This window comes from Enterococcus infantis (genome assembly GCF_049166715.1).
Taxonomy (GTDB): Bacteria; Bacillota; Bacilli; order Lactobacillales; family Enterococcaceae; genus Enterococcus_C; species Enterococcus_C leclercqii.
The window spans coordinates 1-15,461 of the sequence record NZ_JBMHFB010000006.1; the positions used below are offsets into that span (position 1 = coordinate 1).

General features: G+C 44.0%; 16 protein-coding genes and 1 pseudogene. 7 read left to right on the forward strand and 10 right to left on the reverse strand.

Annotated features, from left to right (window positions below):
• Positions 1–335 precede the first annotated feature (335 nt).
• The 3 genes from ACOMA8_RS08095 to ACOMA8_RS08105 all read right to left on the reverse strand — a co-directional run bounded on the left by ACOMA8_RS08095 (position 336) and on the right by ACOMA8_RS08105 (position 1,251).
• On the reverse strand, positions 336–845 hold the full coding sequence (locus ACOMA8_RS08095) for an FUSC family protein (protein ID WP_421369922.1): 510 nt from the start codon (positions 843–845) through the stop codon (positions 336–338).
• A gap of 119 nt (positions 846–964) precedes the next feature.
• Entirely contained in the window at positions 965–1,087 is a 123-nt protein-coding gene (locus ACOMA8_RS08100; RefSeq protein ID WP_421369926.1) for a hypothetical protein, read from the reverse strand.
• Between the two features lie 14 nt (positions 1,088–1,101).
• A complete protein-coding gene (locus ACOMA8_RS08105; RefSeq protein WP_421369928.1) occupies positions 1,102–1,251 on the reverse strand; it encodes a hypothetical protein in 150 nt (49 codons plus the stop codon).
• Positions 1,252–1,458: 207 nt separating this feature from the next.
• Here ACOMA8_RS08105 and ACOMA8_RS08110 point away from each other — a divergent pair, with 207 nt between their 5' ends.
• The 4 genes and pseudogenes from ACOMA8_RS08110 to ACOMA8_RS08125 all read left to right on the forward strand — a co-directional run bounded on the left by ACOMA8_RS08110 (position 1,459) and on the right by ACOMA8_RS08125 (position 5,362).
• Positions 1,459–2,841: a bifunctional metallophosphatase/5'-nucleotidase gene (locus ACOMA8_RS08110; RefSeq protein ID WP_421369930.1), complete on the forward strand. Its 1,383-nt coding sequence runs from the start codon at positions 1,459–1,461 to the stop codon at positions 2,839–2,841.
• Positions 2,842–3,036: 195 nt separating this feature from the next.
• Positions 3,037–3,489, forward strand: a pseudogene (locus ACOMA8_RS08115) (YutD family protein); the annotation flags it as partial.
• A 389-nt stretch (positions 3,490–3,878) separates the two neighbouring features.
• Positions 3,879–4,649 (forward strand): TIGR01457 family HAD-type hydrolase, encoded by a 771-nt coding sequence (locus ACOMA8_RS08120; RefSeq protein WP_161898416.1) that lies wholly within the window; start codon positions 3,879–3,881, stop codon positions 4,647–4,649.
• Positions 4,646–5,362, forward strand: a complete 717-nt coding sequence (locus ACOMA8_RS08125) for a TIGR01906 family membrane protein (RefSeq protein WP_421369932.1) — start codon at positions 4,646–4,648, stop codon at positions 5,360–5,362. Before ACOMA8_RS08120 ends, ACOMA8_RS08125 begins: the two co-directional genes overlap by 4 nt.
• Positions 5,363–5,801: 439 nt before the next feature.
• On the opposite strand, the gene ACOMA8_RS08130 is transcribed toward ACOMA8_RS08125, so the two are convergent.
• Complete coding sequence (locus ACOMA8_RS08130; protein ID WP_161898414.1) at positions 5,802–6,311, reverse strand: phosphatidylglycerophosphatase A family protein; 510 nt, start codon at positions 6,309–6,311, stop codon at positions 5,802–5,804.
• 258 nt (positions 6,312–6,569) lie between these two features.
• Positions 6,570–7,568 carry an NAD(P)/FAD-dependent oxidoreductase gene (locus ACOMA8_RS08135; RefSeq protein WP_161898413.1) on the reverse strand — a complete coding sequence of 333 codons (999 nt, stop codon included), beginning with the start codon at positions 7,566–7,568 and terminating at the stop codon, positions 6,570–6,572.
• Between the two features lie 306 nt (positions 7,569–7,874).
• On the opposite strand from ACOMA8_RS08135, the gene ACOMA8_RS08140 reads away from it, so the two are divergent.
• A complete protein-coding gene (locus tag ACOMA8_RS08140; protein ID WP_161898412.1) occupies positions 7,875–8,465 on the forward strand; it encodes a peptidylprolyl isomerase in 591 nt (196 codons plus the stop codon).
• A 388-nt stretch (positions 8,466–8,853) separates the two neighbouring features.
• On the opposite strand, the gene ACOMA8_RS08145 is transcribed toward ACOMA8_RS08140, so the two are convergent.
• Both ACOMA8_RS08145 and ACOMA8_RS08150 read right to left on the reverse strand, forming a co-directional pair.
• Positions 8,854–10,503, reverse strand: a complete 1,650-nt coding sequence (locus ACOMA8_RS08145) for a MutS-related protein (protein WP_421369935.1) — start codon at positions 10,501–10,503, stop codon at positions 8,854–8,856.
• 17 nt (positions 10,504–10,520) lie between these two features.
• Positions 10,521–11,345 carry a LysR substrate-binding domain-containing protein gene (locus ACOMA8_RS08150; protein WP_421369937.1) on the reverse strand — a complete coding sequence of 275 codons (825 nt, stop codon included), beginning with the start codon at positions 11,343–11,345 and terminating at the stop codon, positions 10,521–10,523.
• A gap of 198 nt (positions 11,346–11,543) precedes the next feature.
• On the opposite strand from ACOMA8_RS08150, the gene ACOMA8_RS08155 reads away from it, so the two are divergent.
• Entirely contained in the window at positions 11,544–12,506 is a 963-nt protein-coding gene (locus ACOMA8_RS08155) for a TDT family transporter (protein ID WP_421369939.1), read from the forward strand.
• A 154-nt stretch (positions 12,507–12,660) separates the two neighbouring features.
• Here ACOMA8_RS08155 and nrdI read toward each other — a convergent pair whose 3' ends face one another.
• Positions 12,661–13,113 (reverse strand): class Ib ribonucleoside-diphosphate reductase assembly flavoprotein NrdI, encoded by a 453-nt coding sequence (gene nrdI, locus ACOMA8_RS08160; RefSeq protein WP_421370233.1) that lies wholly within the window; start codon positions 13,111–13,113, stop codon positions 12,661–12,663.
• Between the two features lie 185 nt (positions 13,114–13,298).
• Between nrdI and ACOMA8_RS08165 the strand changes: the two genes are divergently transcribed.
• A complete protein-coding gene (locus ACOMA8_RS08165) occupies positions 13,299–13,862 on the forward strand; it encodes a GNAT family N-acetyltransferase (protein WP_161898408.1) in 564 nt (187 codons plus the stop codon).
• A gap of 225 nt (positions 13,863–14,087) precedes the next feature.
• On the opposite strand, the gene ACOMA8_RS08170 is transcribed toward ACOMA8_RS08165, so the two are convergent.
• Together ACOMA8_RS08170 and ACOMA8_RS08175 are read right to left on the reverse strand one after the other, a co-directional pair.
• A complete protein-coding gene (locus ACOMA8_RS08170) occupies positions 14,088–14,453 on the reverse strand; it encodes a hypothetical protein (RefSeq protein WP_161898407.1) in 366 nt (121 codons plus the stop codon).
• Between the two features lie 468 nt (positions 14,454–14,921).
• Positions 14,922–15,440 carry an LURP-one-related/scramblase family protein gene (locus ACOMA8_RS08175; RefSeq protein WP_161898406.1) on the reverse strand — a complete coding sequence of 173 codons (519 nt, stop codon included), beginning with the start codon at positions 15,438–15,440 and terminating at the stop codon, positions 14,922–14,924.
• Positions 15,441–15,461 lie beyond the last annotated feature (21 nt).

Below are 15,461 nucleotides of genomic sequence, written 5' to 3' on the forward strand. Positions count from 1 at the left end.
AAATAGGTTTTCATCTGTTAAACCAGTTAAAATTCTTGTAGAATAGTCCATGGAGATATCCCTTTCTTGGTGAGTGTGTTTTAGTCGACTTCATTCTATCAATTTGGGTATCTCTTTTTCTATACTTCGCATACAAAAAAGTGTTGGAAGAAAATCGGAGATTTTCCACCAACACTAAATATTGTAGAACCCTTTTTCTCTCTATACGTATGGTAATGCGCCTTCTGTTGACTTTGTCACAAGGATTATCGCAACTATTTTGTAGCATGCATCTCTTGCTTAGTTGATGAAACCTTTGCTATTTACCACTTAGCGGTGGAGCGTTAATCAATCAGTCAAGAGGAAGACGAAGCGGCATCCGTATCGGAACAGCGTGAAGGGAGGATGCGATTCACGAGAATAGCGATGAACATTCCGATGAAACTGTCCAAGACCCGATTAAAGGCGTAAAAATAAGATTCATGAGGTGGAATCATAAAGAGAATGGTCAATAAGGTGGCACACGCACCCACTGTTCCCTCATGATAATCAAAGTGGGCGAGCAAGGCGATAATCAGCATGATTACAAGAGGAATGGCGATGAGTTGAACCAATTGGCCTTGACCAAATGTATGAAAGATAAAAATACAAAGCATAGAAGCCAGTGCACCGAATGTATTCCCCATGATGCGGTGTTTGCCATAGCGCAATGTGTTGATATGGTCTTCTCGCAAGGTAAAAACAGCTGTGATGCAGGCAACGACATAAGTTTCTCGCTGTAACAGAAAGCTCAGCAGGATACAGATAAAGACACTGACCCCAGTCTTGATATTGCGAAAGCCAAAACGCAGGCCCAAAATTTCCATGGCTGTCATCCCTTCTTTTTACTATTTAAACATAAACTTCCTCTTACAAAAAAAGAGCAGTGGACCCGCAAGCCCGCTGCTGCAACTCTATTTAGTATAACGAGTGGAACTATTGGCTGTCAATCCCCACTGTAATCGGAGTAAGAGGGGCCGTTAACTTTCAATTCAATCTGTTCTTCTTCTGAAAGCTGTTGATAGATATCTGATTCAGTTAAAAAACGTTCCCAGTCCTTTGTGATCATCTGATTTAAGGCGTCTACATTTGGATGTTCCCAAACTTCGATAACTTGGCCGTCTTCTTGAATGAACTGACCATTTTATTGGTAGGGCGATTTTTTAATTCTTCTAAATTATGATTCTTGGCAAAATGTTTTTCCCATTCCTTACGCAGTTTTTCCAACATCATACGCACGCTCCTGTTCTAATTGTGTTTGTAGACTGTCCCTATAAGTCAGGTCACTGTGGGAGCAGCTTTTTCTAACAGTCCTTCGTTAAAAGTGTAACACTGATTACCAAGAGTTGAAAATGATATGACACGAATAGCTAGCGACACCAATCGAGGGAAAATTTAGCTGTTTATGTTAGACTGAAGGGGAAGAAACGAGGGAAAAATATGGAAAAAATCACATTGATTCATACCAATGATCTGCATTCACATTTGGAAAACTGGCCAAAAATCCGTCGTTATATAGATCAGCGGCAGCGAGAGATCAAAGAAAAAGGCAATAGTGTTATCACAGTAGATTTGGGAGATTTTGTGGACCGTTGGCATCCTTTGACAGAGGCAACCAATGGGCAAGCAAATATTCGCCTGATGAATCAAATACACTACGATGCGGCTACGATTGGCAACAATGAAGGAACCGGCAACTCCAAGCGAGACTTGGATCATTTATACGACACAGCCAACTTTGACGTTTTATTGGCTAACCTTTATGACAATAAGACCTTGCAATTGCCGCAATGGTGCCGCCCTTACAAAGTGATTACCACAGGTCAAGGGACAAAAGTCGGGCTGATCGCTATGACCGCACCTTTCCCGCTGACTTATGCACCCAATGGTTGGGATATCCGCAATCCAATGGAAATCCTGCCACAGTTAACCGCGCGATTGAAAAAAGAAGTGGATGTGTTGGTTTTGATGAGCCACTTGGGGGTAGTGGATGATGTAGAAATTGCTCAGCAGCTGCCTGCCGTTGATGTGATTTTGGGTTCCCACACCCATCATCTGTTTCCGGAAGGGAAGATGGAGAATGGGGTCCAATTAGCTGCCGCCGGAAAATTTGGTCAATACATTGGCGAGGTGCGTCTTTACGTGGACGAGAACCATCAACTTACTGCTACCAAGGCACGGACGATTGCTACCGCTGATTTGACAGTCTTTCCCGAAGATGAAGAAGAGATTAACGGCTATCTTGAGGAAGGCCACCGATTATTGCGGAGTCAAGAGGTGGCTGTTTTATCCCATCCCTTGACCCTGGGTCCAGAAGATGAATTTCCCTTTATCAAGACAGCTTTAGAGGCAGTCAAAGTTCGGGGGCAAACAGAGGTGGCAGTGTTGAACAGTGGCTTGTTTTTGACTCCTCTGGCTAACGGAAAAGTCGATCAGGATATGCTTCATCAGGCATTGCCTCATCCGATGCATTTGATTCGAGTAACATTAAAGGGCTCTGATGTTGAACGAATGGTGTTGGAAATGGAGAAAAACCGCGGTTTCTTGCGCCGGTTTCCGATTTTGGGAATGGGCTTTCGGGGAAAAATTTTCGGTGAAATTGTCTATGCAGGCATTGAATATGACCGAGTGAACCATCAAGTCTTTTGGCTAGGACGTCCGCTGGATCCCCTGCGAGAATATACCTTCACTACAGTCGATCATTTTATGTTTGTTCCCTTCTTTCCCACAATCGAGATTATGGGCCGCTATGAATTTTTGTTTCCTGAATTCATTCGCTCGGTGGTGGCCAGCTATTTGCACAGTCACTATCCATTGACCTGAAAACAAGGTATAATGGAAGGCAGGTATGATTTTTGAAAAAAGGCGATTCCAGTGATTCCAAGCGCTGTTGAACGCCAATTTTCAACATACTTCAGCAGACAAATGACAGCCGTCGTGAATACAGTAAGCCACTTGATTTGTTCGGGTAGCTGATAGCTGACGGCGGCTTTTGGATAATCTACAGGTGGTGGAAAAATGACCAGTAACAAACAGGAAGAACAAAAAGAGAAGAGCCTTTCAGAAGAGCTGACACAGGTTTTGGAAGAAGTTGCAACAGAGGATACAGAAGCTGTCAAACCGCTCAAAGGAGAGCCTGTAACGATTTTAAACGAAACCGACCTCATGATTGGGGAACGGGAATACAAGCTGGTGGCTGATCATCGAGAAGGCTTCAATGCGGAAAAATTGGGGGAGCGCTTCAGTGATGTATTGGCTCGTTACGATTATATCGTTGGGGACTGGGGATATGAGCAACTCCGTTTGAAGGGCTTTTTTGAGGCAGACGACCGTAAAGCTTTGCCAGAGCAACGAATTGATACATTGGAAGACTATTTGTATGAATTCTGTAACTTTGGTTGTGCCTATTTTGTTATTAAACGAATCGGCGGTAAGCGGGAGAAGACTTCCAACCGTCGTCGTCGCAAACGGACAGGCAGAGAGGACTATGATTCTCAAGAAGCAGCCTTTCAAGCAAGCGAGACCGGAATGGAACCTGGCGAAAAAAATAGCGGTCAAACTTCTGGCAACAGCCAAAATCGCAACAGCCGGGATCGTCGCCGAAGCAATCGCAGCAACAGCCAGAACAATACCCGCAACAAAGGTGGCAACGCGGATCAGAAGAAACGTCGTAACCCGCAATCTGAAGGACAAGCCCATATCGAAGAACGCCGGGAGCCACTGGCTAAAAAGCGTAAACCAGTAATCAAGAGTCGTCAGGAGAAACAACCTGAGACAGCTGCAAATAAAAGCCAACCCGCCGCTAGTAAAGGTGGCAAAAAGGGTGGCTATACTATTAGAAAACGGGAAGAGTAGATAACGTGAAGTATACAGGCTATTTGATTGATTTAGACGGAACAATCTATCGAGGCAGCGAGCCAATCCCAGCCGGCAAACGGTTTGTGGAGGCTTTGCAACAGCGGCAACTGCCTTTTCTATTTGTCACTAACAATACGACCCGCGCACCAGAAACTGTTCAAAAGCGTTTAGCAGAGGTCTTTGATATTCATGTTGCTGCTGAAACGATTTATACAGCCAGTTTGGCGACAATCGACTATATGAAAGATGATGGCCGTGGAAAAAAAGTCTTTGTTATCGGAGAAGCCGGCCTCATCGACTTGATTTTGGCTGCCGGCTTTGTCTGGGAAGAGCTCAATCCGGATTATGTCGTGGTTGGATTAGATACTGAAGTCACCTACGAAAAAGTGGTGACAGCGACATTGGCAATTCAACGAGGAGCAACTTTTATTGGCACCAACCCGGACAAAAACATTCCGACTGAACGTGGCTTGTTGCCAGGCGCAGGTTCTTTGATCAGCTTTGTGGAAACTGCCACCCAGACTAAACCTGTCTATATCGGTAAACCGCAGGCGGTTATTATGGATAAAGCAGTGGCACACTTGGGGCTGCCAAAAGAACAGGTTCTGATGGTGGGGGACAACTACGAGACCGATATTCGCTCAGGAATTGATAATGGCATTGATTCGCTATTGGTGCTTTCCGGCTTCACACCGAAAGACGCCGTGCCGGGACTACCAATTCCGCCGACTTACGTAGTGGATTCATTGGACGAATGGAATTTTGACCGATGAAAAGGGCAGGTGAAACACGTCAAGAAACCGCCAGTGCAAAAGAACAAGACTCTTTAATTCTTGAAAAAAAACCGCTTTCTCCCGGTAAGCGGCGAATCCTAGAACTATTGGGATTGACTAGTTTGTTTTTAGCGCTGATTTCCTTGGCAATCGCAATCACCATCAATTTTCGACCGTTATATGTGTTTGATATCAGCCATTTGAATATCCTTGACTGGGTGGACATGAGCAAAGAAACGCTGTTGAAAAACTTCGATCAGTTGATGGCTTTTTTGAACAATCCGTTCAACCAGACATTGGCATTACCGGACTTTCCTATGTCGGCAGCTGGAAGAGGCCATTTTGTGGATGTCAAAAAGTTGTTTCTATTGGATTATGGAGTGTTATTAGTCACCATCCTGCCAGCCATTTTTTATCTGCGGCATTTGCAAAAGAGTGCCCGTTTGTATAAATTGGTCCGACCCTTTCAGTGGGGCATGGGGCTACCAGTAGTCTTAGGCGCGCTTATGGCAGTGGGTTTTGATACTTTCTTTGTGAAATTTCATGAACTATTTTTTGCCAATGACGACTGGTTGTTCGATCCTGCGACTGATCCAATCATTAATGTGCTGCCGGAAGCGTATTTTATGCATTGTTTTATTTTGGCCTTCCTATTGCTTGAGCTGTTCTTTTTGGTAATGGTAATCATCGGCCGACGCTCCCTTAAAAGATAAAAAAGTGATGGGGCTGTGAGAATCGTCTAGCCAACCTCCTCCGAAGCGGACAATAGCAAACGTAAGACCTCAAAAGCCGACGATCTTCCATTAAAATCAGTGGAAGATCGTCGGCTTTTCATTGTTAAAAAATTTCAAACGCTGACTTCCCTTGATTTCATCAAGGGAAGTCAGCCTAATTCACTTCTCTTTACACGGATGGTAGTGTTTCTTCTACGATTTTGAGACAGGAACTGTCGCAATTATTTGCTAACCTATATATTCTTGCCTTGTTGTTGAAACCTGCATCATCCACCACTTAGAAATGATTGATGTCATAGTCCAACTGTTTTTTATAGCTTAAGGTCCCTGGTTGTGGATCTGAGAAGAGTAAAAGCTTTCTGATGTTAGCAGGTTCTTTTTGGAAAAGCACTGTCTGTAAGCTCCTTGAAGCAGATGATTATTGTACGATGTAACGGGATTTTGCGGGATGGGAGTGAGCTAGACGACTAGCTGCCGCCGCTGCGATGGCACCGACGATATCATCGAGAAAAGTATGAACGTTTTTGCCGTCGTGACTGTTTAGGTCAGCTAGAATCCCCGGTTTAACTTTGTCGATATAACCATAGTTGGTGAAGCCAATCGTGCCGTAAACGTTGACGATGGAAAGGGCAAGAATTTCATCGATGCCGTAGAGTCCTTCATCTTCAGCTACGATTTCTTGTAGTGGGGCCAACAATTCGCCCTTTTCTGCCAAGATATCCAGCTGAATTCCTGTCAAAATGGTGTTGTGAACTTCTCGTTTGGTTAAGACAGCGTCCACAGACTCGATACATTCTTCAATTGTAATGTCTTTGATATAGTCTTTTTGTAGGAAGTAAACCAGTTCACCGATGTCTTTTAAGGTTACACCACGGCTGGTTAATAGCTCCCGGGCTTTTTCTTCCAGTGTTTTTGTTTCAATTACCATAGTTGATTCCTCCAAATCTTGAGTCGGAGCAAAGAGGTATGAGGGCTTTTACACAGGGTGCTCCGTTTAAATTATTTTTGGTAACAGGGTAGTTTCTAGTATCCCCGCAGCAAAACTGCAAACACTTACACCTGTTTATGGTAACACATTTCATTTCTTTTGAAAAATAATGGCTCACAATAAACGAACTAAAAAAATGTTTTGATAAACCGGCTTGCAAACTGCTGCGAGCCGGTTTTATCTATGATTCGTTGTTTTTCAATTTGAATCTGGCAGTTGGGCAAACAGGCTGGTGGAATGTCCTGGATGCAACCGGTTGGCAGGGTTCAAATAGTAAAGCGCATTGTTGACCGCGGTAGGTGCTTCGCCAAAGCCGGCAGCAATGAGCTTAACTTTACCCTGATAGGAAACAATGTCACCACAGGCATAGACACCAGGAAGGGAGGTACTCATGTCAGAAGCCACCGCAATGCCTCGCCGATCCCCTTCAAGCTGCCAGTTACTAAGGTCGAGATCAGTCGTAAAACCGTAGCTCACCAGCAACCGATCACAAGATAAGTTTTGGCTCTCACCAGTTTTGGGATGTGTGATGGTCAAGGCGGATAAGTCTTCTTCACCAGAGAGGGCGCTGATGACATAAGGGGTAGCGATGGTGATTTCCGGATGTGCTTTGACTTGCTCCAGGGTGTGTTCATGGCCGCGGAAAGTATCCCGACGATGGACGATTGTCACCGAGGCTGCGACTGGTGCCAGCATCAGTGCCCAATCCAGGGCTGAGTCACCACCACCGGCAATCACGACTTTTTTGCCAGCATAGGCCATCACATCAGTTACGAAATAATCGATGCCGTGGCCTTCAAACTTCTCTGCTTCCGCAAGTTTCAGTTGCCGCGGAGCAAAAGAGCCATTTCCCAATGCCAAAACCAGCGAGCGGGTATAGTGGGTCTCCTTGTCAGTAGTTAGAGTGATCAAACCATCAGGTGCTGTTTGGATAGTCGTGACCTTTTGTTCCAATGCGTAACTGTGGGAGAAGGTGGCTAGTTGACGTTTCAAATTAGCTACCAGATCCCCAGCTTTAATCTGTTCATAACCGGGGATGTCATAGATCATCTTTTCCGGATAAAGTGCAGCCAATTGTCCTCCCAATTGTGGCAGGCTGTCGATGATCTTAGTTTTTGCTTGGCGCATGCCGGCATAAAAACCGGCAAACATCCCCGCAGGTCCCGCCCCAACAATAGTAATATCATATATGTCCATGCAAATTCCTCGCATTCTCTAAAATAAGTAGGTACCAATTCGACTGACAACTATTTCTGTCAAAAGTAGTCCCGTCAGCTTTTAATCAGCAGAAGCAACGGCAAGAAAGTCGTTGAGTGAGAATAGTTCTCAGTCGCTAACTGGCATTATAACAAACCAAGTGGCAAACGAACAGTTTTCTGCTATCATATTAATTGAAAGAGAAGGATGCTGGTGAAAAATTGGGACAAGATGTGCCTTTTCACCATATTTGTCAGTAACCCTTTCTTAACAAAATCTATATCCCTATCAAAAGGAGTGACAGTCATGTCTCAATTTCCACAACTTTCATTAAAAGAACAAACTGGCCACAAAGCGCTGATCAAAACCAATCGCGGCAATATTTTGGTGCAGCTGTTTCCGGAATTGGCACCTCGCACAGTTGAAAACTTTGAAACCTTAGTCAAAAAAGGATACTACGATGGTGTGATTTTCCACCGAGTGATTCCTGATTTCATGATTCAAGGTGGCGATCCTACCGGTACTGGTATGGGGGGCGAAAGCGCATTTGGTGGTACTTTTGAAGATGAATTTTCAAAAGAACTTTTCAATGTTCGCGGCGCATTGTCAATGGCGAATGCCGGCCCTAATACTAACGGCAGCCAGTTCTTCATCGTTTCCAACCAAAACGTTCCTGGAAATATGTTGGGACAGCTGGAAGGTGCAGGTTATCCTTCTGAAGTTATCGAAGCTTACAAAGAAGGCGGGACACCTTGGTTGGACTTCCGTCATACTGTTTTTGGCCATGTGATTGAAGGCATGGATGTCGTTGATGAGATTCAAAACGTACAACGGGGCCCACAAGATCGTCCGGTACATGATGTAGTCATCGAAGGCATCGAGCTCTTAGAAGATTAATTTGTCATTTGGCAAATTGAAGAGACCGTGACACCAGTTCTGTCAACCTCTTTTGAAACAAACATTACCATAGGTGAGGAAAAGACAAGTAACTTCCATTGAAAAATAGTGGAAGGCACTTGTCTTTTTGTTGTTAAAAATTTTAAAGGCTGACTAATCTTGATTATATCAAGCCAAGTCCGTATCATTTGCTTTTCTTTGAGCCGATAGTCAGGTTTCTTAGATACAGTAATAGTCGCAACTATCTTCTTGTTTCAGAGGTTGAACTGTTTAGTAGCTACTATTCATAAATGATTGCGGGCAGACTTTCTTGTTTGGCGATAAGTAAGGCCGACGATCAGAAGAGAATCGTCGGCCAAAAAAGTGGGATTTGATTTGTAGGAGCTAGCTAATCCAGCACTTGCCAGCTGCGTTCTTTGTCGAAATAGGCAGCTTCGTTTTGCGCATTGGTGACTATCGCTTGTGGATATTTCAAAACTTTCAACAAAGCGATGGCATTGCGGCTGACTGCTGGACCGTCTTTCACTTTATAACTGAAGGTCACACCATCTTCATCAGTTACCGTCTCTTCAAAATGGCGGTTGGCACATTTGTTTTTCAAAATCTCAGTCAGCTCGATATCATGTGTTGCCACAAAGGCCAGACTGGGATGTTCTGCAATCCAAGCCACGACACTGGAAGAAGCGGCAATCCGTTCTACCGTATTGGTTCCTTTTAAGATTTCGTCAATGAAACAGTAGCAGCGGACATCGGTAGCGACTAAATCCAGTAACCGCTTGATGGATTTGGTCTCGGCGATGAAGTAGCTGTCCCCTTCAAAAATATTGTCCTCGACAGCCATGGAGGTAATGACATGACCCGCTTGCAGAGTGAAACTTTCCGCAACAGCGGTATTGATGGTTTGAGACAGGATACAACTGATAGCGATGGCCTTGACATAAGTGGACTTCCCAGAGGCATTAGAGCCGGTAATCAGCGTGTTTTTCTGCCAGTCTACCGGATTGACAATGGCTCCGTTTACCAGTGGATGATACACCGATTCAGCGGTGACTGCCCCTTCGCGAAATTCCGGAATACAGCTGAGGGGCATGTAGGTTCGGAAATTTAAGACGGCAATCGCAACTTCTTGATTCCCCAAAAGTTCCCAGAGGTTGATCGCGTGTTGTGAATGGTGGGCGAGCTTTTTTAACACGAAATTATAAGCGATAAAAGGGATCATAAACATCATATTCAGATAGTCCATGATTAACTCCATTTCAGAAGCACCTTTGGGACGGAAAGAAAAGCCCCAGGAAGCAATCCCTTTTAAAGGCTTTAGATTTTCTTTGATTGCCCCTTGGTCGGGAATCGGTTGTTTGGCGATTTTTTCTGCCAGAGCAATAGTTTGCACCAAGTAACGCATACTGTTGAGCTCAGTTTCCAACTCATTTTTTTTCATCATATAATAGATCACATTGATGACCATGGCACCTAAAAGCACGCCGATACCGATAAGCTGACCGAAGATCAAAAGCAAGATTCCGATAATCGGCAAGCAGCCCAAAAGGACAAAGAGCCAAAAATTCCCCAATTCTTTTTTGACACCATTGGCTAAATAATCTTTAGTGAAATTATTGTCTTGTTTACCGAGGCGGGCAAACAAATACTGGATATTTTCCCGAATTTGCGGGTTTTCCTGATAGTAGCGAATCAAGTCCTCGGTCTTATCCGCTTGTCCCAGATCAAAGTTGCGCAAGCGCTGATACAAGGCTTCTGATCCAACGCTGGAGTTCGTGGCATTGATCAGATCAAAGATGGCAAACATGTCCAGATCATACCAAGTCAGATCATCCACTTCGGAGTCTGACTGTCGGAAGCTTTTTTCAATTTGCCAAGCTTTCTTGAGGCTTTCTTCTTTGTCTAAGCGTGTTTGGTGAGGTTGCCGTCCCCAGCGATAACGCACCGTCCGCCGCAGCTTCTGCCGGCTGTAAAGGTCCAAGGCAATCAATAATAAAATAATCCCTATGATAACGATAACCGCAAATTGCAGTTCTTTCATATCCCTGATGCTCCCAACTATGATGGTTTTTCTGCCAGATATTCGTCGATACTGGTCAAGATGTGTTTTATTATATCTCGAAACCGCTGCTTTGGGGTCATTAAATAGAAATATCGCTGATTTTCTTCAGGCAGCTCTTGCCAAGAGAGGTCTTCTCGCACCGACAAGTTGGAAATGATGGCCTGACCCACTCCTTGGCTTAACAAAGACAGCAGCATTTCATTGTTGTTCACATGGACGAGGTGGGGATTCAAATTGTGGCGTTTCAGGTAGTTTTCATTGGCAAAACGCAAACCGGAATCATTTTCCCGCAACAACCAATAGGCAGACTGGGGATCTCCTGCTAAGACGAGCTGGTCTTGGTAAATGGCTTTCTGAGTTAGCAATTCACTGCGGACCGCTTTTTCGATAAAACCGATATCAGCTTTGTTTTGCTCCAATTGATGCACCACCTCTTCAGAATTCATCAATTGCAGCGAAAAATCCACGTGAGGATGGTGGTGGATCAAATAAGCAACGATTGCGGGAACGAAATAGACGCCACAAGTGTGGGAACAAGCAATCGTACAGTGTTCTCGAAAGTTTTCTTTTTCTTGTAGCCGGGCCGTTGTATCTTGCCAGGTTTCCAAAATCTGTAGAGCTCGGGGATAAAAGAAGTCAGCTTCTTCGGTGGGCTGGATTTCTTGTTTGCCACTGCGGATGAACAGGCTGGTCTGTAGTTGTTCTTCCAACTTTTTGATCTGTAAGGAGATGGTGGGTTGAGATAAAAACAACTGCTGCGCTGCCTGCGTAAAATTACGGGTTTCATAAACAGTGCCGAAGGTTTTCAATAATTGAAACATGGACGTCCTCCTTAGTTAGTAATGGGTGATTGTTAGCTACAACTATTATATTTCTAAATAGTTTTTATTTAAACTATTTATTTCTCAAAAGGTTAGTGAGGGACTATACTGGACTTGTTTCAAAAAACAATCAGTTATATATGTTGAAGCAAGGCTGCTTATTTTTGTCTAATTATGAAAACAAAAGGAGAGAATTACATGAAAGAATTTCTGAAAATCGTTCCTATCCCCATGTGTGGATTGATTTTGGGACTGGCATCACTGGGCAATCTGGTCAAGGGATACGGCTATTTGGCGTTGGGAAATGGCATGGGAATCTGCGCAGGGCTACTGATGGTGTTGGTTTTGGCAAAGGTGGTATTAACCTTTAGTCACGCTAAAAAAGGCTTGGAAGATCCAATAGTAGCTTCAGTGGCACCGACATTTACGATGGCACTCATGGTTTTATGCACCTATTTGTTACAGATTGATGCTATTGCGTCTTATGTAAAATATCTGTGGTTTGTCGTGATTTTGATTCACTATGGTTTGATGGTTCTCTTTACCTTCCGCTTTTTGATCAAGCCATCGGTAAAATGGGAACATCTGTATCCTAGTTGGTTTATCGTTTACGTGGGACTGGGTGTGGTGGCTGTGACGAGTGGCAGCTTTTCCCCTGTTGTGGGACAGGTAAATTTTTGGATTGGTCTGTTTACTTATCTAGTGCTGCTGCCCTTCATCATCTATCGGGTTTTTAAAGTACAAAATATGCCTGATCCAACCCTGCCATTGATCACGATTATCGCTGCCCCCGGTTCATTGGAATTGACCGGCTACTTGAAAGCCTTTGACCATCCGCAATTTAGCTTAGTCCTATTGCTTTTGGTGCTGTCTCAAGTGTTGTATGGCTTCATTTGGACGCGAATCATTAAACTATTTTCATTACCATTTTATCCCAGCTATGCAGCTTTCACCTTTCCTTTGGTAATCTCGGCTTTTGCTGCGACAGAAGCTGCACATTTTTTGGCAGAATCAGGTTATGCTGCCGACTGGCTGAGGGTTTTGTCAGGAGTTGAAACAGTGATTGCCGGGGCTGTAGTCTTATTTGTTTTAGGTCATTATCTTAACTTCTTGCGCAAAGCAGTTGTGGATTTGCGGCGACAAGCTATGGAGCTGAACTAAAAAAGTAGCGTTGCGTTTCCTCGTTGGTGGAGAACAAATAAGTGATACAGGTTGAATATCAAAAAGCTGAAAGCCAGTGGAAATTGGCTTCCAGCTTTTTTTGTTCAATTTATCAGAGCGCAAAAGACTTGCCAAGCTGAAATTATGAGCTGCCTCACGATTGGGCAGCCCGCTCTTTAAGAATTTCATAGATTTGTTTGACGTCTTGGTTAGTTCCGCGCAGTTCATAGTCTGCTAACAGGCTAGTGTTGAATTGCACGGCGTATTGTTTAGCTGTCAGACAGTACTGGCGGTTAAAGTTTTTATTACCGCTACCGACAATACCTAGACAGTGGGCGGCATTTTCCTGATAGTCGATGTATTCTCGCAGGCTTTCGGTTAAAATTTCTTGGTCACCATTATCGACACCGTTGCCGCCTTCCAGATAAGTAGGAACGAAGGCAAAGAAAGGAACGGCTTCTTCTTCAGGTAATGTATTGTCATCGATCTCTGTCAATTCGATTAGTGGTGCCGCTGAATTAGTAGCATGTTCGTTAGCAGCATATTCCTGCAATCGTTTAACAAAAGAGCGGGTATTGCCGGAGATAGAGATGTAAAGAATCTTAATCATAGCTTGGGCCTCCTGTATGGGTTGAAAAATCTCTTTCAACTTCTGATTATAGCATTTCAGATTTACAAGACACGTTTTTCTGCTCAACATTGAGCAAGTTGCTTGCTCTTAATAACAAGGATGTTATGCTGAAGAGGTGACCGAACAACTTGTTTCGGAATTTTTTAAAGAAGAGGGATAACATGATTCGCTATGCAGAAAAAAAAGACGCTCACGAAATCGCGCCGCTGATCCTAGTGATCTTGAAAGACATGGAATTGCCATTTGTGGCCCGTTATGGAGACGAACAAACGCTGGCGGTGTTAGAAGCAGGAATCGTGACAGAAGATTATCGCTACAGCTATCGACGCGCTTTAGTGGCTGAAATCGATGGGCAGGTTGCCGGTGTGGCTTTTGGCTATTCGGATAAAGCAGAAGCTCAAATCGACAAACCTTTGAAGCAGATTTTGACAACGCTGGGCCTTGATCCTGAGGAAAAACTATTCACTGATCCGGAGACGCTGCCGGGAGAATGGTACTTAGATACCATCAGTGTTTCGCCAGCTTTTCGAGGACATGGTGTGGGGACTCAATTGCTAGAAGCACTACCTCAAATCGCCCAACGTGACGGCGAAGAAGTGATTGGACTGTCGGTGGATCGACAAAATCCAGGTGCAAAACGGCTGTATACCAGAATGGGCTATGAAACGGTAGCCGATACCGTGATTAGTGGTCATGACTATGAACACATGCAGCGAAAGCTCTGAGCTTTATCTGAGCTTTAATGGATGAAGTCGCTCCCGGAAACACACGTAGACAATAGCAGTAGAAAGGTTAGTCAGCCTTTGGATTTCTAAAAAGTAAAAGACGGCAATCTTCCACTTATTTAATGGAAGGTCGCCGTCTTTTGTTGGTTCATGTTTGGTAGTATTCCCTTTGTCAAAAGGAACATGGCCCTTGCCACAGCCTTTTTCGAGGTCCTGTTTTTCCTCTTAATGGTGGGTGCGGTAGTAATGGTCGCACAGTGTATGGCCGACTTTTTCACCGGCATACCAAGACAATGCGACACTGGTGAATAGGTAAAGTAATGAGTCATAAAATTCGGGGCTGATAAAGCGCATCAGCGGGAATACAAAAGAAAACATCACTACCCCCACGACCAGACCAATCAGGCCGCAAAGAAACGCGGCATTGCCTTGATCGAATTCAGTCACGCCGTAATCTGGCAATACTTCTTCACCACCGATAGCAATTGCGGGGATGTAGTAAGCAGATACCGGATCTTGCGGATTGAACTCGGCTTTTGTCAATGCGGTTTTACTACGTTCAGCTTTCTTTTGATATTCTGTTGGTTCCATGGATAAGGCCTCCTCAATAAATTGATGTGATATGTAGGTTTGAGGCAAAGAGAACAACGGCTCCTGTTTTTCCGTTCTCTCTTTAACCATTTTCACATCCATATTGTAACGCATATGAAAGCGGTTGTATAGTTTGTATACCGCTCTTTATGTAAGATTAAAGATTCAGAAAATTCGTTGTTGTCCAAGAACTTTATGAAAAAATAGAGATAACAAATTTCATCCAAAAATATTTTTAGTATATACCGTTTTATTGGGGATTGCAGCTGTTTTCAGATGGAGGGGGAGAATGCTCGGATGCTTTGTATTAGTTCAATAACAAAATGGGCTATACCAACTACCTTTTTGGATAGGAAATCGCGACAAGAATCTTTTTGAGGCATGTCAGGGGGCAAAAAAAAAACACCTGCCTTTGACAGACAGGTGGCGTGAAAAAACAGTTGTGCAATACATCGGGCCCTTTTTTGATCAATTACTAGGCAGAAAATGCCAATTGAGGTTACGATTGGCATCTTTTTTACGGTTGTACAACCAGTAGTCCATTACAGCAGCAATACAGATACACAAGGGGGCGTCTCGATCGTCAGAGACATCTAAGACATAGTAATCACCTGTTAAAAGAGAAGCCTTATCCATGGTCATCACAGTCTGATTAAAGTGATGGATACTGTAGCGATGATTGTAAATATCCCCTTGGACTGTCCAGTGAAGCTGTTGAATATAGTAAAAATCTCCCGGCCAGTTGAAAATCTTTTGCAAGGTGCCGACTTTTTTGAAATCTTCGTAGATCTCAAAGCGAGTACCAAAAGTAAAACTTACCTGCTTGATACTGGCGACTAACTGTCCGTCCATGGCATATAAGGAGAGAGCGTCTCCTTTAGTTCCCCAGCGACCCACCAGCAGAAACAGAGACTTTCCGGCTTCATTTTTCACAATCGTCCGTGTGACACTGGAGAGTTGTTTGTCTTGAATGAAAAATTCCGACATTGCCGATGGCCTCCTTTACCG